The organism is Micromonospora sp. R311 (genome assembly GCF_056780015.1).
Genome location: NZ_JBSWCE010000001.1, coordinates 80,057 through 98,121, shown reverse-complemented (window position 1 = coordinate 98,121; position 18,065 = coordinate 80,057). Strand labels below are relative to the sequence as shown.

Below are 18,065 nucleotides of genomic sequence, written 5' to 3'. Positions count from 1 at the left end.
CTCCGCTCCGCCGCGCGCCGCCCTGAGGCACCGTCGCACTGAGCCCGATGACTCGCTCGCTCCGCTCGCTCATCGGGTGTCCGCCGGCGGGACCTCGGTGAACCGGATCGCGTCGATCCCGGCGAAGTAGCGGTCGCTGCCCTGCGTCTTGCCGAGCACGACCAGCGTGATCCGGTGCGGGCCGGGGCCGAGCCGGATCGTGCCCACGTCGAGCCAGTCGGTCCGGACCACGGCCGGGGTGAAGCCGAGGAAGACCCCGCCGACCTGGGTGCCGTCGATGGTGAACACCGTGTTGGCGTAGTCGAACGACGTGGTGCGGACGGTGGCGAACCGCCAGGTGGCCTCCGCGGGCAGGGTCACCGTCACGCTCACCTGGTCGCCGATCGCCCGCCCCTGGAAGAACAGCTGCTCGTCCTGCGACCAGGTCACCCCGCAGCAGTTCGGCTGCCGCACCACGGTGGCCGCCGACCCCTGCGGGGACACCACCACCGCCGCGTCGACCAGGTCCTCCGCCTCCACGGTCACCACCCGCGGCTCGCCGGGCGCCGGGTCGCCGTCGCGGGTGACCAGGAAGACCACCACCGCCGAGGCGAGCAGCACCAGCGCCGCGGCCGCGGCGACCCACGGCCACGGGGAACGCCGTCGCGCGACGACCGCCCGGACCTCGTAGGTGACCCGCCCGCTGGAGCGGGAACTCTCCTCCGGCGCGGTGTTCGCCGAGTACGCGAACCCGGTCATGTCGTAGCGGCGCGGCGCGGTGCCCGCCGGCACGACCAGCCGGACCAGGAACGACACCGAGCCCTGCCCGGGCACCACCCGCTGCGGCTCGGTGACGGTGAACCAGGAACGCTGCGTGCCCTCGCCCGGCGCCACGTCGAACACGACGGTGTCCGGCGCGACGCCGGGGTTGGAGACGGTGAAGGTCAGCTCACCGGTGTTGCGGGCGTCCAGGGTGAACTGTTCGGCGGCCGCGACGACCGCCCACTCGGTGGTCATGAGGGCTCCTCTGCGACGACGATCTCGACGGTGGTCGACGCGGGCTTCTCCGCCTCGACGATGCGGGTGACCACGGCGTGCTGCTGCCCGGTGGCGGCCGCGGGCACCCGCACCACCACGTGGAACGGCCGGTCGGCCGGCTCCTCCAGCACGAAGCCGGTCAACCCGGTCGCCACCTCCAGCGCGAGGCGCAGCCCGTACGGGGTGCCGCGCCAGCGGGCCAGCAGCGCGCCGTGCGCCACCAGGTCCCGCAGCCGGCCCAGCGGCAGCGGCAGCGGGGCGTCCGGCCGGGGGGAGGCGACCACGTGGTCCATCGCCACCCAGCGGGTCAGCTGGACGACCATCGCGTCCGGCGCCCGGTACGGGGCGAAGAGCGCGTCCACGTCGGCCAGCACCGCCTCGTCCGGGGCGTGCAGCGCCTCCATCACGTCCAGCAGCGCCCACAGCACGCTGCCCGGCACGCACGCCCGCTGGTACGCCGCGGGCAGCAGCCGCTCAATCGCCGCGCGTCGCATCCTGCCGCACCACCTCGATGTCGTGCTCGCCGGAGCAGAGCAGCCAGGTGTCGGGAACGGTCACCACGTCCGCGGTGGCCTGGTTGGCGCTGGCCGACCAGTCGACGGCGTCGCCGCTGCCGTACACCCCGCGCTCGCCGCCGGCCAGCACCAGCCGGTCCGGTCCGCCGGTGGCGGCGATCGCGTCCACCGGCAGGAACCGGGTGCGGTCCCGCAGCGGCAGCCCGCAGTTGACCATCACCGGCGCCCACTGCGGCTGCCCGGCCAGGGTGTCCAGCCGGAGCACCCCGCCGCTCTGCGTGGCGGCTACCGCCAGCGGGCCGGCGAAGGCCAGGTCCCGGCAGGTGCCGCCGATCCAGCCGGCCGGCACGGCCTGCCACTGCACGTCCGACTCGAACAGCCGGGTGCGGTAGCAGCCCTGGCCGGGCTTCTTCGGGTCCGGCTCGCCGGTGCCGCTCCACAGCAGCGTGGCCGGGCCGTCGTACTGCACGGCGAGGACGCGGTTGTCCACGTTGGCCAGCCCGACGTGGCCGAAGCTGCCCGGGCGGCCGGCCGCGGTGGACAGGTAGACGCCGAAGCCGGCCTGCGCGGCGACCGCCACCCCGGGCGCACCCCGTTCGGAGACGAACGCGCGCACCGCGTAGAAGCCGCGGTCGGCGTCGCCCGGGTCGACCAGGATCTGCAACGGCACCGCGCCGGGCAGCAGGGACACCTCGTACAGCCCGGTGTCGGTGGCGACCAGCAGCGCGCCGGCGCCGTCCCGGTCGATCCAGGCCACGTCGGTGATCCGGGAGGCCAGGTCGGTCAGGAGCGACCAGGTCTCGCCCAGGTCGGTGCTCAGGTGCACCCGCGACCCGCCGCCGGCGCGCAGGGTGACCGCGGCGACCGCGCCGGGGCGGGGCACGATGCCCGGGCGGACCGGGGCCGGGGCGGGCGCCACCCGCAGCACCGTCTCCCCGTCGAACCGGCCGGCCGGCTCCCAGCCCGCGCCGGCGTTGGTGGAGCGGAACAGCACCGGCCCGCGCCCGGCGTACCAGGTGCGCGGCTGGTACTGGTCCACCGCCACCGCGCTGACCTGCCCGTCGGGCGCCTCGTTGACCACGAAGCGGACCGACTCCACGTACCGGACGCCCGGCTCGGCGTGTTCCAGCAGCCGGTACACGTTCGAGGCGCGCAGCGGTTCGCCGAACGCCCAGCCGGTCGGGTTGAGCGGGGTGGGCAGCGGGCTGAGCGTCTGGTGCAGCCGGTCGTGGATGCGGCGGCGGACCGCGTCGGCGTCCTCCTCGCGGCGCACCACCACCCGGGCCCGGATCGACACCGCCTTGTAGCGGGCCCAGCCGGCCCGGCAACTGGTGCCCAGCGCCCGCCGCCGGTCCAGGTCGGCCGCGACCCCGGCCCGGACCTCCTCGACCTCGTGCTCGCGCAGCACCGTCACCGGCAGCCGGCCGCCCGGCCGGGCCGCCGCCGGCACGTACGGCACCAGCACCACCTCCACCTCGCCGGGGCGGGCGAAGCTGTAGACGGCGGCGCGGGTGAAGGCCCGGGCCCGGGCCACCGCGCCGGAACCGGCGGCGAGCACCTCGTAGTCGCGGGCGGTCACCGCCCGCTGCTGGGCGAAGAACTCGTACGGGCCGCGGAGCAGGGCCGACTCCAGCGACTCCAGCTCCCGCCCGCCGCCGGCCGGCGCCGGGTTCTCCACCCGGACCCCGGGCAACGGGTCACGCAGGCTGGTCAGCGTGCCGGCCGCCACGTTGCCGGCCGGTCCGCCGCCGGCCCGGTACCAGAGCCGGATCTGCCGCCCGGCCGGCGGCACCGCCGCCACGGTCACCGGCCCGGAGCCCGCGCCCGGGTCCGCGGCGCCGGCGTCCGGGCCGGGCGGGTCGTCGAGGGGGTTGCCGCCGGGCGGGGGGTCGCGCAGGTCCAGGGCGGGGGCGAAGGTGACCGTGCCGGAGCAGCGGTCGACCAGGTAGACCCGGGCCTGCGGGCCGAGGCCGGCGAAGCTGTTTACCGGCCGCCAGATCTCGAAGGTGCGCCCCTCGTGCTCGCGGGCCGCGGCGCCCAGCTCCACCGACCCGGCCGGCACCTCCACGCCGAGCAGCAGGTCCAGTGGCTCGGCGGTGCGCGCCAGCGGCGCCCGGGCGGCGCGCAGCACCTGGCCGGGCTGCCCGGTGCCGACGCCGAGCAGCTCCGCCTCGACCGGCTCGCAGTGATGCATCCGGACGGTCACCTCGGACTGCCCGGCGGGCAGCAGCGCCGGCTCGGTGGTGACGAAGACGACCGGCCGGGGTTCGGCGCCGCGCGCCGCGGCGACCCGGGTGCCGGCCGGGATCCGGATCGGGCCGTGGTCGCCGCCGGTGCGGGTGAACCGGACGTCCGCCCAGGCCACCGACGGCGCGTGCCGGGTCACCCCGAGCAGGTTGAGGAACGACACGTACGCCTTCTCCGGCAGCTGGTTCAGCCGGTAGATCATCACCTCGGTGAGGTACGCGAACGCCTCCACCAGGGCGATTCCCGGGTCGTGCGCGGACAGGTCGGTCCAGCCCGGGCAGGACTGGCGGATCCGCTCCCGCGCCTCGGTGACCAGGTCGAGGAAGGTCCGGTCGTCCAGGTGCGGCACGGGCAGGGTCATGACGGCGCTCCCTCCACGCGGTCGCCGCCCGGCGCCCCGGGCGCGCCGGCCGGTCGGGCGCCGCCGGCCGGGCCGGTGTCGGCGGGGTCGTCGGCGGGCAGCAGGTCGACCGAGAAGACCAGCTGGCCGGGGGCCAGGCTGGCCCGGATCCGGTAGTCCAGCCGGATCACCAACCGCCACGGGTCGTCCGGGTCCGGGCCGGCATCCACGTCGACCACCTCGACCCGCGGCTCCCACCGGGCGATGGCCTGCCGGACGTAGTGGATGGCCAGCCCGGCGGTGGTGTCGTCGTTCGGCGCGAAGACCAGCCGGTGCAGCCGGGACCCGTAGCCGGGCCGCATCAGCCGCTCGCCCGGCGTGGTGGACAGCAGCAGGAACAGCGCCTGGCGTACGGTCTCGTCGCCCTCGGTCATGGCCAACCCGCCGGCGGCGGTCAGCGCGAGCCCGCCGGTACGGCCCGCGTCGAAGCCGGCGCCGACGAACCGGAAGGCCCTCACCGGTCGGCTCCCAGGAACCGCTGGCGCGGGTCGCGCACCCGGTGGTGGACCAGTCCGGGCGGGGTGCCGTCGGTGAACCCGTCCAGGTGCGACAGCACCACCCGGTGGCCGTCCACCCGGAGCCAGTCGCTGTAGCCGACCCGCACCCGCAGCGTCTTCGCGCAGGGCTTGATCGTCGGCCCGTAGTTCGGGCAGGCGGTGATCTCCCGCCCCTCCGGGTCGGCGTCCACCAGCACCGGTACCCCGGACACGGTGACCCACCGTTGCGAGGCCTTGTTCGTCACCCGGCCGTCGTGGTCACACCTGATCAGCGAGTCGCGGTGGATCCAGCGCATCAGCCACCTCCCTCGTGCTGGGCGCGGGCCAGGGTCCGGGCCCGCTCGGCGGCCGTCTCCGCGTCCTCGACCGCCTCGGCGTGCAGGAAGTCCACGCTGCGCGCCCGGACCACCATCGCCCGGCCCGGCGCGGAGAGCACCAGGTCGCTCGCCGCGTGCAGGGTGGCCAGCTCCGGGGTCAGCTCCAGCCAGCTGCCGCCGTCGGTGGCCAGCCGCAGCCGCCGGCCGGCGTCGTCCACCACGATCGACTGACCGCCGGCGGTACGCAGCGACCAGCGGCCCGAGCGTCCCTCGTGGATCCCCGCGTCGTACGGCTCGACCGTGCCGAACAGCGAGCCGAGCACGACGCCGGAGGCCGGCTCGCCGCCGGGCAGCGCCACCAGCACGGTGTCCTGCGGGTCGGGCAGCGCCACGATCCCCTTGCCCCGGCCGGCGCCCGGGCACAGCACCCCGAGCCACCCGGCGTCCAGCGCCCCGTACGTGGGCAGTTCGACCCGGACCCGGCCCAGGCCCTCCGGGTCGGCGACGTCGGTGACCGTGCCGAGGGTGAGCACCGCCGGGGCGGGCGGCCCGGCCGGCGGCGGCGGTGGCGGGGCGGTGTCGAACCGGGTCAGGTGACCGTTGGCGTCCACGGTGTGCACCACCTCGGTGAGCACGTAGGTGCCCTCGGCCGGTGGGGCCACCCCGGCCAGCGTGATCCGCCGGCCCGGGCGCAGCGCCGGGTCGCCCTCGGCCACCCCGTCCGCGGTGACCAGGGCGGCGACCCGGGCGTCCAGGCCGGCCTGGGCCAGCGCGGCGAGTTCGTCGTCGCTGCGCCCGGGCTGGTCGACCGCGGTGCGCACCCCGTCCGCGCCGACGTCCGCCGGCTCCGGGTCGACGGCGGTGCGCCGCCCGCACCGCGGCGCGCCGGCCCGCTGGCTGATCGGTTCGGCCCGCTGCGGATGCCAGCCCAGCGCCGCGCTCTCCCCGGCGGCGCGGTCGAGGTTGGTGGCGAGCCGCAGCGAGTGCACCGACCGGCCCAGTTCCAGCCGGACCGGCTCGCCGTACCCCTCCAGGGTCACCAGGCGCAGCCGGTCGCCGTCGGCGGCCAGGTGCAGCCCGGCCCGGCCGGCCACCTCCAGCAGCAGTTCCAGGTCGGTGTGCCGGTGCTGGGCCAGCCGCTCCAGCCGGGGCCCGTCGGCCTCCGCCGTCACGGTCAGCCCGACCTCGCCGCAGAGTTCCCGGGCCAGGTCGGCGGCGGTCACCGACTCGAACACCCGCAGCCGCTGCCGCTTGCGCAGCCGGTGCAGCGCGTCGTACGCCCGCACCCGGAGCAGGGCGGAGCCGTCCGCGGCGTACTCGACCTCGACGCAGGTGACCTCGCCGGCGAAGAGCGCCTCGGGCCGGTCGGCCAGCCGGACGTCGAGCATCCCGCCGGTGCGCACCGGCGGGGTCAGCGCGGCCCCGCCGGGCGCGGTGGCCAGCGCGACCTCGCACTGGGTGGGCCGGTCGAGCCGGGCGGCCACCCGCACCGACACCACCCGCCGGGTCCCGCCGTCGGGCAGCGCCGCGCCGTCGAGCAGCACGGTGAGCGCGCGGGGTGCGGCGACGGTCACGGTGCACCTCCCCCCGGGGCGGACGGGGGCGTGCCGGCGGCCGCGGTGGGCGGCGGAATCGCCAGCGCGGTGCCGGCCGGCACGGTCAGCGGGTCGGTGATCCGGTTGTGCTCGGCCAGCAGCCGCCAGCGCAGCGGGGAGCCGAGCGCGTCGTGGGCGAGCAGGTCGAACCGTACGCCCGAGTAGTCGGGCTGGGCCGCGCCGTCGCCGGCGGCCACCACGGCGGTGCCGGGCGCGGCGGCCGGGGTGCCGGCGGCGGCGAGTTCCTCGGCGAACCCCTCCTGCGCCCGGTCGGCCGACTCGGCCACCCGGACCAGCTTGAGCCGCAGCCAGGACCGGCGGGGCGAGCCGGTCACGGTGAACGCGTCGAAGCGTTCCGCCACGGCGACGATCACGCCCGGCACGTTCCAGGTCTTGCCCCAGACCAGCCGCACCAGCGGGGGTCGCAGCCAGCCGTGCTCGGTCGCCGAGTTCTCCGCGAGCAGCCACAGCGGCCGGGTGAGCACCCGCACGTCGGTCGGGCGGACCTGGCCCTCGGCGAAGTCGACGTCGAAGAGCAGGTCCAGCACGAGTTCGGTGCGCCCGCCGCCGGTGAACACCAGCGGGTCGTCGGCGAGCCCGGCCCCGGTGAGCTGCCCGCCGGCCGCGCCCCGGGGCCGGATGCCGGCCAGCCGGGTCACCTGCACGGTCTCCGGGTTGAGCAGGCAGTCCACCCGGGCGCCGGTGGCGTCGACGAGGAAGGCGACCCGTTCCATCAGGCACCCGCCTGTTCCCGGTCCAACCGGCGCAGGTGCCCGTGGTCCAGGGCGTCCCCGGCCGGCGTCCACAGCGCCCGGTCGTCCGGCAGCCGCGGCCACGGATCGCGGCCGCCGGTCGGCTCCGGCCCCGGGTCGCCGCCGATCCGCGGCTCGGAACGAGATCGGCCGCCGGTCGTGGTCGGGTCGGGCAGCGCGGGCCAGGGCGGGATGGCCGTCGCGGCGCGGGGCGGCGGCGGAGTGCCGGACGGGACGGCGGCGGACCCGGACGCCGTCGCGTCGGCCTGCGGTCGGACACCGCCGGGCTGCGGGAGCGTGGCGCGGACGGGTGGGGCCAGGACCAGCGGTCGAGCGGGGTCGACGGGCACCCGGGCGGCACCGGTGTGTGCGGTGGCGGGACGCGGCGGTGGAGCCTCGGCGGCCGGCCGCGCGAACCGGAGCGCGGGAAAGGAGGGTGCGCGGCTCTCCCTTTGCTCTGCTTCACTCCACGCAACAGGCCGCGCGGCGTTCCCGGGCTCCGCCGCGCCCGACGCCGGAGCCCGACGCGCTGACGTAGCCGACGCGCCAGCCGCCCGCCCGTCGGACGGGGGGTGTTGCGGTGGTTGACGCAGAGCAAAGGACGCGGCAGGGCGGTGGTTGCCGGGCCACGGTGGAACCGGTGGCGCGGGAACGGCGCCGCGCGACCTGGCCGGGGCCGCCGGCCGGATGGTCACCGCGTCCGCGCCGGCCAGCCCTCCGGCCGGTGCGTCGCCGCCAGTGGCATCGGCTGGCGTTGCGTCGGCTGCCGGCCCTGGCTCGGGCAGCGCCCGACCAGGTGGGGGAGCCCCCTCGGCCGCTCCCGTCCGCGAGGCGGGGCCGGCGGGGCCGGTGCGGGGCGTGGCGCCGCGGTTGGTGTCCGGCGCCTCGGTCCGGCGGCCGCCCGAGCGGGGCAGCTCGGCCCGGGCCTCGGCGGCTGGGTTCCGGCGGTCGGCGTTCCGGCCGGCCAGGGCCACCGCTGCGCCGTGGTCGCCGCCGGGCGGGACGGCCGCGTCGGGCGCGCCGGGCGACGGCCCGGCCGGGGCGACGCCGGGGACGGGGCCCGGGCCGAGCGGCAGGTCATGCAGCAGGCCGGGGGCGTGCGTGGCGACCAGGCGCAGCCAGTGCTCCGGCGGCTGGCCCGGGCGGCGGACCGGAGCGTCGGTGGCCGCCGCCGGAGCAGGGGCCGCCCGGACGGTCGAGTCGTCCGGCCCGGGCGCCGGCGGCGGTGCGGGGAGGCGTCCCGGCTCCGCGCCAGGTGCGGCCGGGTCGGCGTGGTGGGCGGCCCGCCCGGACACGGTCGACTCGTGGTCGATCAGCCCGGCCAGGCGCTCTGCCCGGCCGGCCGCCGAGCGGAGCCGGTCGGCCAGCCAGCTACGCGGGGGTCGGCGCGGCACCGCCGGTCTCCAGTTCCAGGCCCTCGTAGCGCAGCGTCAGCGCCGCGATGGCGATCTCCTGGCCGAGCGTGTTCAGGTGCGCGCCCAGCCAGCGCGTCGGCCATGCGTTGATCATGTTCCAGCGCAGCACCTCGGTGGTGCCGGCGGCGTCCAGCAGCACGATCGAGACGTTGCGCCGGCTCACCGTGCCCCGGGCCACGGCGTGCACCCAGTCCCACAGCTCCCGCGAGGCGGTGAGCCCGAAGTGCAGCGTCACCGGCTCGTACTCGGCCTGGCCGGGGATCATCCGGATCCGGTCGTTGCCCTGCTCCCGGTAGGGCAACGCGGGGATGTTCATCTCCAGCCCGCTGACCTCGGTGAAGTGGCCGTTCGTCACGCCGTTGACGAGCAGTTTGAAGTTGTAGGCCCGGTACGGGTCGACCGGGGCGCCCGGCTGCGGAGTGGCTGTGGTCGGCATGTCAGCCTCCGATCGTCTCGGTCTCGGCGCCGCCGGCCCACTGGCTCAGCTTGAACACCACGAACTCCGCGGGCTTCACCACGGCGATGCCGATGTGGGCGACGACCATGCCGGCGTCCCGCACGTCCGGCGGGTTGGTCTCCTCGTCGCACTTGACGAAGAACGCCTCCTCGGGCGTCCGCCCCAGCAGCGCGCCGTCGCGCCAGACCCGGGTGAGGAAGGCGCCGATGTCGCGGCGGATCGAGCGCCACAGCGAGAAGTCGTTCGGCTCGAAGACCATCCAGCGGGTGCCGTTGGCGATCGCCTGCTCGATGGCGATGGAGAGCCGCCGCACGTTCAGGTAGCGCCACTCGCTGGCCTCGGCGGCGAGCGTACGGGCGCCCCAGACCCGGATGCCCTCGCCGGCGAAGTAGCGGATCACGTTGACCCCCCTGGGGTTGAGCACGTCGTGCTCGGGGCGGGTGACCAGGTACCCGAGGTCGACGGCGCCGCGTACCGGCTCGTTCGCCGGTGCCTTGTGCACCCCGCGTAGCGCGTCGGTGCGGGCCCAGATGCCGGCCATGTGCCCGCTCGGCGGGGTGAGCACCAGCTCGCCGCTGAGCGGGTCGCGGACCCGCAGCCAGGGGTAGTAGAAGGCGCCGAAGTCCGACTGCCGGGGCCGGCACGCCGCCACCTCCCCACCGGAGCCGCCGGATCCGCCCGACCCGCCGGATCCGGCCGGGCCGCCGGGGCCCTCGGCCGGCTTCGGGGGCTTGCCGCTGCTCGGCGTGGCCACCCGGGTCAGCGTCGAGATGTCGTCGACGTCCGGCGGCGGGTCGCAGATCGCCACCAGGGTGCGGGTCCGCTCGGCCATGCTGAGCAGCGCCTCGTGCGACACCGGGTCGTGGAAACCCGGGGCGGCCAGGATGGAGATCTCGTCGACCGCCTCCAGCAGTTGCAGGCCGGCGCGTCGCTGGCCGGTGCCGGTGATCGCGCCGTCCTCGCCCACGTTGACCACCCAGCAGCGGGTGCCACCGTTGTCCAGGAAGCCGAAGACGGCCCGGGCCAGCGGGGTGCTCTCCAGCCGGTCCCCGTCGGCGTAGAGCCGCAGGAAGTCCGACCAGTTGTTGACCGCCTGGGCGCGGCCGAGGTGGGCACCCCGGTCCGGGGCGACCCCGACGAACGCGGCCGTGCTGGTGCCGACCGGTCCGATCGGGCGGGCGCCGCCGGGCACCTCCTCGACGTAGATGCCGGGCGAGAAGTAGGTGGGCATCGGTCCTCCCGAGCTCGGGTCAGCGGGACGGTGGTGGGCAGACGATGACGATGTCGGGCTCGGCCGGGTCGACCTCGGCGGTGAGCACCTGACCGCGGCTGGTGAGCCGGAGCCGCACCGGGCCGGGGCGGTCGGGGTCGTGCGGCACGCCGACCACCCGGAACCGGCCCGCGGGATCGGTGCGGGTCGCGTACGCCTGGCCGACCACCTCGACCCGGACGGCCGCGAGGGGCTGCTCGGCCGGGCCGACCACCCGCCCGTCGAAGGCCAGCATCTCCAGCTGCCGCAGCCGCAGCGGGGCCAGCACCGGCGGCGCCGCCGCGCTGGGGTGGGTGACCTGCGCGGCCACGTCGATCAGCAGCGCCGGCCGGGGCCCGGTGCCGAACGCCTGCCAGAGCCGGGGGTCGCCGGCCTCCAGCACGACGGTGTGCGCGCCGCCGGCGGTCGCGGCGACCAGCACCCGGTCCAGCCCGGTCAGCGCGGCCGGGCCGCCGGCGCAGAGCAGGTAGCGGACGGTGAACCGGTACGGCTCGCGGGCGCCGCCGCTGCCCCGGGTCTGCCGGGCCGGGCGCAGCTCCAGCGGCCAGAGGGTCAGCCGCCCGCCGTCGTCGGGCCGCGGCGGGCCGACCGGGACGGGTTCCCCCGCCGCCCCGGCCAGCCACGCCGCCAGCTCGGCGGTGGCCGTCTCGATCGGGCCGCGCCCACCGGTGGTCATCGCGGCGGGGTCCCCTGCACCCGGTAGGCGATGGCCTCGTTCCACACGTGCGGGTAGACGCCGATCTCGAAGTACCGGGTGAACCGGTTGATCGGCGCGTTGCTGTGGTCGTGGTAGAGCAACCAGACCGGGGCGATGGTGAACAGCACGTAGTTGGCGAGCACCAGCGGGATGTAGAGCGGGCCGAGGATGCGCGCCTGGAGGATGTGCACGTCCTCGTGCCGCTGGATGCCCGGGCCGGACCCGGCGCAGACCGTGCCGATCGTGGTGGCGTACCGGGGCGAGACGCCCTCGACCACGTTGACCCGGCAGCTGTGCTGCGAGGTGGGCCGGTCCAGCGAGTGCCCGAAGACCAGGTGGACGGCCAGGTAGATCGCGCCGACCACGGTGTTGAGCAGGCTCCAGGTGTGGTCGACGACGAACAGCAGGATCCCCTTCGGATCGGGGCCGTAGACCCGGGCCGAGGCGACCGCCCAGCCGAACACCCCGCCGACGAGCAGGCCGACCACCGCGCCGATCAGCAGCCCGACGGTGCCACCGGCCAGTTGGCCGAGGACGGCGCCGGTCGCCACGTGCACGACGGTGCTGACGATTCCGTAGATCATGGCGGCACCTCTCAGACCCAGGAGCGGATGATGCGGGGCTCGCGACCCTGCGCGAGCTGGGTCGGCGACGCCTGGGTCGCCTGCCGGTTGCCGGGCGGCAGCTGGTTGATGCCGAGCGCGGCGGAGAAGATGACCAGGCCGTTGAAGAAGGCGATGATCCACTTCTCGGCGCCGGCGTCCGTGGCGAACGCCGCGGTGAGGTAGGACAGCGCGAGCGCGATGCCCAGCGCGATCCACTTGCGGGCCTTGTCGCCGCTCGGGCCGATCAGCCCGCCGATGACGTTGGTGGCCAGCAGCGTCGCGGCGCTCGCGCCGGTCAGGCTGCCCAGGGCGGCCCAGGTGAAGAGATCGTTCATGGCCGATCCCCCTTCGATGTGCGGTGGTGCGATCGGGGTGGTGTGAGGGCCGGCGGCTCCGGGGAGTCTCCGACGGCCCGCCCGCGGCGGCGGACGGGAGCGGATGGGGGTGGCTCAGGCGGACTCCGGCGGGCCGGCGGGCGTCGGACCCGCCGGGCCGGCGGACGCCGGGTCCGGCACGGTGCGCCCGCCCGGCTGGCCCGGCACCGTCGGGCCGGTCGCCTGCCCGGTCGCGGTCGGGCCGGGGGTCGCCGGGCGACGCCGCAGCAGCAGGACGACGACGACCGCGACGAGCAGCAGGCCGACCACCCCGCCGACGACCAGCAGCCAGGGGAAGCCGGGGTCGCCGGCAGCGGTGGCGGCGGTGGACGGCCGCGGTGGGGCCTCGGCCACGGCCCGCAACTCGGCCGGCTTGTTCTGGTTGCTGCCGACCTTCCAGCTGACCGACCGTCCGTTGACCGTGCCGTTGGTCTCGCGCACCGCGCCGGGGAACGTCACCGATATCTCGAACGACATCAACCGCATGAAGTCCTGCTGGCTCTGCGGATGCTGTTCGGCGATTTTGCCGCCGTATTTCTTCGGGTCGAGCGGCAGGGTGAACCGGTAGAGATCGCCGTCCCGGACCAGTTTCACGCTCTCGCTGTTGAAATCGCTCAACGGGGTGTTCCGATAGGTGATCTGGAAGCCGAAGAGTTTCCCGTCCTCATACCGGGTCTCCTCGCCGGGCGGCAGCGCCGGGATGTTCTGCCGCAGCTCGGCGAAGCCGGCCTCGACCGTCTTGTTGCCCGAGGTCAGCACGTTCTTCTGGGCGGTCAGCAGGAGCTGGCCGGTGACCGTGTCGTCGGCGTTCACGGCCAGCCCCATGTTCAGTTGCATGCAGCCGGTCAGTACGGCCACCAGAGCGAGACACCCCGCGACGCGGAGCGTTCTGCCGCGGACGAGTCCCGTATTCATGGGCACAGTGTGTGTGATCCGGATCACGGCCAGCAGTCAGCGATCAGTCACAACGCAGTCGCCGATCTTACCGGCCCGCTGTCACGTTCGGCTGAGGCCGATCGCCGGCGAAATAGATAAAATGAAGGGTTGGCCGTCGCCACCAATTCCTCGCCTCTGCGGGCAGACCCGTCAGCGCCCCGTCGCCGGCTGAGTCGGCCCGGTCGGGTCGGCCGCGGTCGGTGGCTGCCAGTCGGCGTACCGGGCCATGCCGCGCAGCGCCGCGCGGGACGGGGTCAGCCGGATCAGGGTGTCCCGCAGCGCGACCGCCACCGGGTGGCGCAGCTGCTGGCCGAACCGGCCGGTCCGGGCCGCCGCCCGGGCGACGGCCTGGCTGCGGGGTCGCCGCTGCCGGTCGTACGCGGCCAGCGCGGCGGGCACGTCCGCCGCTCCGCCGGCGCAGACCACGCCGAGCGTCACCGCGTCCTCGATCGCCTGGCAGGCGCCCTGCCCCAGGTTCGGGGTCATCGCGTGCGCGGCGTCGCCGAGCAGTGCGACCCGCCCCCGCACGTACGACGGCAGTGGCGTGCCGAGGTGGACGATGTCGTTGCGCAGCACCGCCGCCGGCGGGGTGGCCGCGAGCAGCGCCGGGATCGGGTCGTGCCAGTCACCGAAACGCTCGCGGACCGCCGCCAGCTCGTCCGGGGCGTGCCCGCCGGGTGGGGCGGTGACCGCGCCGTACCAGTAGACCCGCCCCTCGCCGAGCGGCACCATGCCGAACTCCGCGGCCGGCCCCCAGCTGATCACCGCCGGCACCGGAGCCGGGAAGGGGACCGCCGCGCGCCAGGCGGTGGAGCCGGCGTAGGCCGGTGGCGGGGTGCCCGGCCAGAGCCGGGCGCGCAGCACGCTGTGCAGCCCGTCGGCGCCGACCACCAGGTCGGCCCGGAGCGTGGCCGGCTCGCTGCGCCACCGGTAGCGCACCTCGCCGGAGTCCGGGTCCACGTCGTCCACCTCGGCGCCGGTGCGCAGCGCCGCGGGTGGCAGCGCGTCGGCCAGGATCCGGTGCAGGTCGGCGCGGTGGATGCCGAGCGCGGTGGTGCCGAGCACCCGGGTCATCTCGGCGGCGTCCAGCCGGGACAGCCAGCGCCCGGTCGAGGTGCGGATCCCGCCGGGGGCCTCCTGGCCCCGGGCGCGGACCACCGGCCCGAGCCCGAGCGCGTCCAGCCCGCGCAGCGCGTTCGCCATCAGGGTCAGCCCGGCGCCGACCTCGCGCAGCTCGGGGGCGCGTTCCAGCACGGTCACCTGCCAGCCGCGCCGGTGCAGGGCCAGTGCGGCGGCCAGCCCGCCGATGCCGCCGCCGACCACGATCGCCCGCGCCGTGTCCATCGCACCCGCCTCCTTCTACGTCTGTAGAAGGGCATACTACATCCGTAGAAGCACGCGGAGGAGGGCCGGGAGTGGGACGGGCGGAGCGGGTGGCGGCGCTGGCCGACGCGGCGGTCGAGTTGCTCGCCGAGGGAGGCATGCGCGCGTTGACCCACCGGGCCGTCGACGCCCGGGCCGGGGTGCCGGTCGGCACCACCTCCGCCTACCTGCGGACCCGGCGGGCGCTGATCGAGGCGGTGGTGCAGCGGCTGGCCGACCTCGACCGGGCCGATCTGGTCGACCAGCAGCTGCCGACCGGGCAGGCGCCGCCGCAGCCGGGGCCGCCGCTCACCCCGGACGACCTCGACCGGCTCGCCGCCGGCGTGGCCGAGGTGCTGGACCGTTGGCTCACCGTCGGCCGCAGCCGCACCCTGGCGAGGTACGCCTGCCTGCTGGAGGCGGTGCACCGGCCGGAGCTGCGGCGGATCCTGGAGCACGGCACCGGCCTGCGGGTGCAGGCGCGCCACCTGCTGGCCCGGGCCGGCGCGCCCGACCCGCGCCGGCAGGGCGACCAGCTGGTCGCGTTCGTCGACGGGCTGCTCTTCGACCGGCTGGTCGGCGCCGGCGCGCTCAGCGCCCCACCACCGGGCAGCCCGGCCAGCCGGGCCGACCTGGCGGCCGCCGTCCGCACCCTGCTGCACGCCGTCACCGAGCCGGCCTGACGGGCGGACGCGCCGTCGTCCGGCCGGTGTCGCGCCTGGCGGCGGCCCCGACACCCGGACCTTTCGGGGCCGACCCGAAGCGGAACGACGGCACCGGAGCGCGGGCCACGGCGGGCCGGCGTGGTGGTCGGGCCGGCGCGGCCGCGGTGCTCCGCAGGGCGCGCCCGGCTGGTTCAGTCGCCGGTCGCGGCGCCGACGCGGTGCGCGCTCGGGCTCACGCCGTGCACCCGCCGGAACGCCGCGCTCAGCGCGAACGGGCTGCCGTAGCCGACCCGGCGGGCGACCGCGCCGACGGTGGCGTCCGGTTCCCGCAGCAGGTCGGCGGCGAGGGCCAGCCGCCATCCGGTGAGGAAGGTCATCGGCGGCTCGCCGACCAGTTCGGTGAAGCGCCGGGCCAGCGCCGCCCGCGACACGCCCACCTCGGCGGCGAGCGCGGCGACCGTCCACGGCCGGGCCGGGTCCTGCTGCAGCAGCCGTAGCGCCGGACCGACCACCGGGTCGCCGGCGGCGGCGTACCAGGCCGGCGCGGTTCCGGGCCGGGCGAACCAGGTGCGCAGCGCGGCGATCAGCAGCAGGTCGAGCAGCCGGTCGAGGACGGCCTCCTGCCCGGGCGCGTCCCGGGTCACCTCCTCGGCCAGCAGCGGCACCAGCGGACTGCGCCAGTCGTCGCCGGTGACCACCAGCAACGGCGGCAGGGCGGTGAGCAGCCGCCGGCTCAGCTCGCCGGGCAGCTGGTAGGTGCCGGTCAGCATCACCGTCGACCCGTCCCGGCCGGTGCCCCAGGTCCGCACGCCGAGCCCGGCCATCGCGGTCAGCGGCTCGCCGCGCAGCGTGGTGCAGCGCTGGCCGGGATGGATCACCACCTGCGGTGCGGTCGCCGGGTCGTCGGCGACCGTGTAGGCGTCCGGCCCGCGCAGCACGGCGACGTCGCCGGGGCCCAGCCGGACCGGCCCGCCGTCGTCCGGCACCACCCAGGCCCCACCGCGCACCAGCGCCACCACGGTCAACGGCGCCCGGTCCTCGATCCGCAGCGCGAACGGCGGGTCCAGCACCGACCGGAGCAGGAACGCGCCCCGCGCCCGAGCCCCGTCCAGCAACCCGGTCAGCCCGTCCACGCCCCGGATCCTAGTCCTGGGCGCGATCAGGGCCGGGCGGTGAGCCAGGCCGCGGCCTGCCGGCGGACGTCGGTGGGCACCTCGTGGGCGCCGGGGAACTCCTGGTAGGTGACGTCGTAGTCGAGGCCCCGCAGGCGGGGGACCAGGCGGCGGCTGCACATGTCGACGGGGAGCACCGGGTCGTCGGTGCCGTGCGAGACGAACACCCGGGGCCGGCCGTGGGTGACCTGCGGCGCGGCGAAGCCGGGGGAGAAGGCCACCACCGCGTCGATCAGGTCGCCGTTGGTCAGGCCCAGGGAGAGGGCGTACGAGGCCCCGTCGGAGAAGCCGCCGACCGCCACCCGCTCGACGGGGTAGCCGGCGAAGGCCGTGGCCAGCAACCCGTCCACCCGCCGGACGTCCGGCCCGAACCCCTCGACGATCAGGTCCCAGGTGCTCGACTCGGCCTGCGGGGCCACCAGCAGCAGGCGGTGCTCGTCGGCGACCGGCAGCAGCAGGTCCAGCCCCTGCCGGGCCGAGCCGCCCGCTCCGTGCAGGAGCAGCACCAGCCGGTACGGCGGGCCGTCGACCGGCTCCGGGGCGTACACCATGGCCAGCGCCCCGCCCTGCGGGTCGGTCAGCGACGCCAGCCCGGCGGCGGCCAGCGCGCTCGGCGGCGCCGGCCGGGTCGTCAGCCGGCCGTGCCGGGGGTTCTCCTCCGGCTGCCGGTGCGGCGCGGCGGGTTCGGCCACGGGATCACCGCTCTCCGTCCTGGGCGGGCATGCGCCCGCGGTTACCCGGCTGGACGGGCGCTAACCCCGGCCGCGTCGCGCCGGCCGGCTCACCCGCTGGCCCGGCGGACCAGTCGGGACGGGAACACGGTCACCGGCGGCGCCGGCCGGCCGACGAGCGCGGCGGTGGCGGCGGCCGTGGCGATCTGCGCCACGGGGTGGGTGGCCGTGGTCAGCGCGGGAGTGGTCACCGCGGCGAGCGGAATGTCGTCGAAGCCGGTCACGGCGACGTCCCCGGGCACCTGGACGCCGTCGTCGCGCAGCCGGTCGATCACCCCGAGCGCGGTCGCGTCGCTGATCCCGACGATCGCGTCCGTGTCCGGCCAGCGGGCCAGCACCTCCCGAGCGGCCGTCCGGCCCCGGCCCGCGGTGAAGTCCCCGGGCACCAGCCGGGCCGGCAGGCCGGCCTCGCGCATGACCTGCCGGTACGCGCCGACCGAGCGGCCGGCGCAGGAGAGCCAGCGTGGACCGGTCACCATGGCGATCCGGCGCCGCCCGCTGGCGTACAGGTGCCGGACCACGGCCGCCGTGCCGCCGCCGTTGTCCACGTCGAACGAGGGCACCAGGGCGGAGCCGATGCCGATCGAGGCCACCCGGCCGCGCATCGCCCGGGGAACCGCGGCGAGCATCGCCTCGGTGGTGTTGACCAGGACCAGCCCGCCCACGCTGCGGTCCTCGGCCAGCCGGCGCAGCCCGGCCGGCTCCCGGGTCGGCAGCCAGTGCAGCGCGACCCCGAGCCCGGACGGCCCGCACGCCCGGGCCGCCGCGCCGACCACCCGGTCCACGTACGGGTCGTCGAGGACGGTCGGGTCGGCGCCGGCCACCACGATCACCAGCCGCATCCCGGCGCCCCGGACGAGGGCCCGGGCCGCGAGGTTCGGCCGGTACCCGAGGCGCTCGGCGGCGCCGGTGACCCGCTCCCGGGTGGCGGCCGAGGCGTAGCCGGTGCCGGCGATCACCCGCGAAGCGGTGGCCCGGGAGACCCCGGCCGCCCGGGCGACGTCCAGCAGGGTCGGTGGGCGGTGTGCCGTCGTCATGTGT

At 76.7% G+C, this 18,065-nt stretch carries 19 protein-coding genes; 1 reads left to right on the top strand and 18 read right to left on the bottom strand.

The window, feature by feature from the left end; genetic code table 11:
* Positions 1-69: 69 nt before the first annotated feature.
* The 15 genes from AC1WTP_RS00480 to AC1WTP_RS00410 form a co-directional block, all read right to left on the bottom strand.
* Entirely contained in the window at positions 70-996 is a 927-nt protein-coding gene (locus tag AC1WTP_RS00480; RefSeq protein ID WP_481647238.1) for a carbohydrate-binding protein, read from the bottom strand.
* The gene (locus tag AC1WTP_RS00475) at positions 993-1,511 is read right to left on the bottom strand and encodes a phage tail protein (RefSeq protein ID WP_481647237.1); all 519 of its coding nucleotides are present in this window, start codon (positions 1,509-1,511) and stop codon (positions 993-995) included. Before AC1WTP_RS00475 ends, AC1WTP_RS00480 begins: the two co-directional genes overlap by 4 nt.
* Positions 1,492-4,140, bottom strand: a complete 2,649-nt coding sequence (locus AC1WTP_RS00470) for a putative baseplate assembly protein (RefSeq protein WP_481647236.1) — start codon at positions 4,138-4,140, stop codon at positions 1,492-1,494. Before AC1WTP_RS00470 ends, AC1WTP_RS00475 begins: the two co-directional genes overlap by 20 nt.
* Positions 4,137-4,637, bottom strand: a complete 501-nt coding sequence (locus AC1WTP_RS00465; protein ID WP_481647235.1) for a GPW/gp25 family protein — start codon at positions 4,635-4,637, stop codon at positions 4,137-4,139. The genes AC1WTP_RS00470 and AC1WTP_RS00465 overlap by 4 nt, the downstream gene beginning before the upstream one ends.
* Complete coding sequence (locus AC1WTP_RS00460) at positions 4,634-4,972, bottom strand: hypothetical protein (RefSeq protein ID WP_481647234.1); 339 nt, start codon at positions 4,970-4,972, stop codon at positions 4,634-4,636. Before AC1WTP_RS00460 ends, AC1WTP_RS00465 begins: the two co-directional genes overlap by 4 nt.
* The gene (locus AC1WTP_RS00455; RefSeq protein ID WP_481647233.1) at positions 4,972-6,567 is read right to left on the bottom strand and encodes a contractile injection system protein, VgrG/Pvc8 family; all 1,596 of its coding nucleotides are present in this window, start codon (positions 6,565-6,567) and stop codon (positions 4,972-4,974) included. The genes AC1WTP_RS00460 and AC1WTP_RS00455 overlap by 1 nt, the downstream gene beginning before the upstream one ends.
* Positions 6,564-7,322, bottom strand: a complete 759-nt coding sequence (locus tag AC1WTP_RS00450) for a CIS tube protein (RefSeq protein ID WP_481647232.1) — start codon at positions 7,320-7,322, stop codon at positions 6,564-6,566. Before AC1WTP_RS00450 ends, AC1WTP_RS00455 begins: the two co-directional genes overlap by 4 nt.
* Complete coding sequence (locus AC1WTP_RS00445) at positions 7,322-7,690, bottom strand: hypothetical protein (protein ID WP_481647231.1); 369 nt, start codon at positions 7,688-7,690, stop codon at positions 7,322-7,324. The genes AC1WTP_RS00450 and AC1WTP_RS00445 overlap by 1 nt, the downstream gene beginning before the upstream one ends.
* Positions 7,691-8,711: 1,021 nt before the next feature.
* Complete coding sequence (locus AC1WTP_RS00440; protein ID WP_481647230.1) at positions 8,712-9,191, bottom strand: phage tail protein; 480 nt, start codon at positions 9,189-9,191, stop codon at positions 8,712-8,714.
* A gap of 1 nt (position 9,192) precedes the next feature.
* Complete coding sequence (locus tag AC1WTP_RS00435; protein WP_481647229.1) at positions 9,193-10,443, bottom strand: phage tail sheath family protein; 1,251 nt, start codon at positions 10,441-10,443, stop codon at positions 9,193-9,195.
* 19 nt (positions 10,444-10,462) lie between these two features.
* The gene (locus AC1WTP_RS00430) at positions 10,463-11,158 is read right to left on the bottom strand and encodes a carboxypeptidase-like regulatory domain-containing protein (protein ID WP_481647228.1); all 696 of its coding nucleotides are present in this window, start codon (positions 11,156-11,158) and stop codon (positions 10,463-10,465) included.
* On the bottom strand, positions 11,155-11,763 hold the full coding sequence (locus AC1WTP_RS00425; RefSeq protein WP_481647227.1) for a glycine zipper family protein: 609 nt from the start codon (positions 11,761-11,763) through the stop codon (positions 11,155-11,157). Before AC1WTP_RS00425 ends, AC1WTP_RS00430 begins: the two co-directional genes overlap by 4 nt.
* An 11-nt stretch (positions 11,764-11,774) precedes the next feature.
* Entirely contained in the window at positions 11,775-12,119 is a 345-nt protein-coding gene (locus tag AC1WTP_RS00420) for a hypothetical protein (protein ID WP_088994040.1), read from the bottom strand.
* A gap of 114 nt (positions 12,120-12,233) precedes the next feature.
* Positions 12,234-13,016, bottom strand: coding sequence for an LppM family (lipo)protein (locus AC1WTP_RS00415; RefSeq protein WP_481647226.1), 783 nt, complete (start codon positions 13,014-13,016; stop codon positions 12,234-12,236).
* 228 nt (positions 13,017-13,244) lie between these two features.
* Complete coding sequence (locus tag AC1WTP_RS00410; protein WP_481647225.1) at positions 13,245-14,438, bottom strand: FAD-dependent oxidoreductase; 1,194 nt, start codon at positions 14,436-14,438, stop codon at positions 13,245-13,247.
* 71 nt (positions 14,439-14,509) lie between these two features.
* Between AC1WTP_RS00410 and AC1WTP_RS00405 the strand changes: the two genes are divergently transcribed.
* Entirely contained in the window at positions 14,510-15,139 is a 630-nt protein-coding gene (locus AC1WTP_RS00405) for a TetR/AcrR family transcriptional regulator (RefSeq protein ID WP_481647224.1), read from the top strand.
* A gap of 173 nt (positions 15,140-15,312) precedes the next feature.
* Here the strand turns inward: AC1WTP_RS00405 and AC1WTP_RS00400 are convergent, their stop codons facing one another.
* From AC1WTP_RS00400 to AC1WTP_RS00390, 3 genes are all read right to left on the bottom strand, one after another.
* Positions 15,313-16,254, bottom strand: coding sequence for an AraC family transcriptional regulator (locus AC1WTP_RS00400; RefSeq protein ID WP_481647223.1), 942 nt, complete (start codon positions 16,252-16,254; stop codon positions 15,313-15,315).
* 26 nt (positions 16,255-16,280) lie between these two features.
* Positions 16,281-16,985 (bottom strand): alpha/beta hydrolase, encoded by a 705-nt coding sequence (locus AC1WTP_RS00395; protein ID WP_481647222.1) that lies wholly within the window; start codon positions 16,983-16,985, stop codon positions 16,281-16,283.
* An 89-nt stretch (positions 16,986-17,074) separates the two neighbouring features.
* Positions 17,075-18,061, bottom strand: coding sequence for a LacI family DNA-binding transcriptional regulator (locus tag AC1WTP_RS00390; RefSeq protein ID WP_481647221.1), 987 nt, complete (start codon positions 18,059-18,061; stop codon positions 17,075-17,077).
* Positions 18,062-18,065: the final 4 nt, after the last annotated feature.

Bases quoted from the DNA above. Each gene is read 5' to 3' on its own strand.
- AC1WTP_RS00435 (WP_481647229.1), bottom strand. From the start codon at position 10,443: ATGCCCACCTACTTCTCGCCCGGCATCTACGTCGAGGAGGTGCCCGGC.
- AC1WTP_RS00410 (WP_481647225.1), bottom strand. From the start codon at position 14,438: ATGGACACGGCGCGGGCGATCGTGGTCGGCGGCGGCATCGGCGGGCTG.
- AC1WTP_RS00430 (WP_481647228.1), bottom strand. From the start codon at position 11,158: ATGACCACCGGTGGGCGCGGCCCGATCGAGACGGCCACCGCCGAGCTG.
- AC1WTP_RS00390 (WP_481647221.1), bottom strand. From the start codon at position 18,061: ATGACGACGGCACACCGCCCACCGACCCTGCTGGACGTCGCCCGGGCG.
- AC1WTP_RS00425 (WP_481647227.1), bottom strand. From the start codon at position 11,763: ATGATCTACGGAATCGTCAGCACCGTCGTGCACGTGGCGACCGGCGCC.
- AC1WTP_RS00470 (WP_481647236.1), bottom strand. From the start codon at position 4,140: ATGACCCTGCCCGTGCCGCACCTGGACGACCGGACCTTCCTCGACCTG.
- AC1WTP_RS00480 (WP_481647238.1), bottom strand. From the start codon at position 996: ATGACCACCGAGTGGGCGGTCGTCGCGGCCGCCGAACAGTTCACCCTG.
- AC1WTP_RS00450 (WP_481647232.1), bottom strand. From the start codon at position 7,322: ATGGAACGGGTCGCCTTCCTCGTCGACGCCACCGGCGCCCGGGTGGAC.
- AC1WTP_RS00475 (WP_481647237.1), bottom strand. From the start codon at position 1,511: ATGCGACGCGCGGCGATTGAGCGGCTGCTGCCCGCGGCGTACCAGCGG.
- AC1WTP_RS00420 (WP_088994040.1), bottom strand. From the start codon at position 12,119: ATGAACGATCTCTTCACCTGGGCCGCCCTGGGCAGCCTGACCGGCGCG.
- AC1WTP_RS00460 (WP_481647234.1), bottom strand. From the start codon at position 4,972: ATGCGCTGGATCCACCGCGACTCGCTGATCAGGTGTGACCACGACGGC.
- AC1WTP_RS00440 (WP_481647230.1), bottom strand. From the start codon at position 9,191: ATGCCGACCACAGCCACTCCGCAGCCGGGCGCCCCGGTCGACCCGTAC.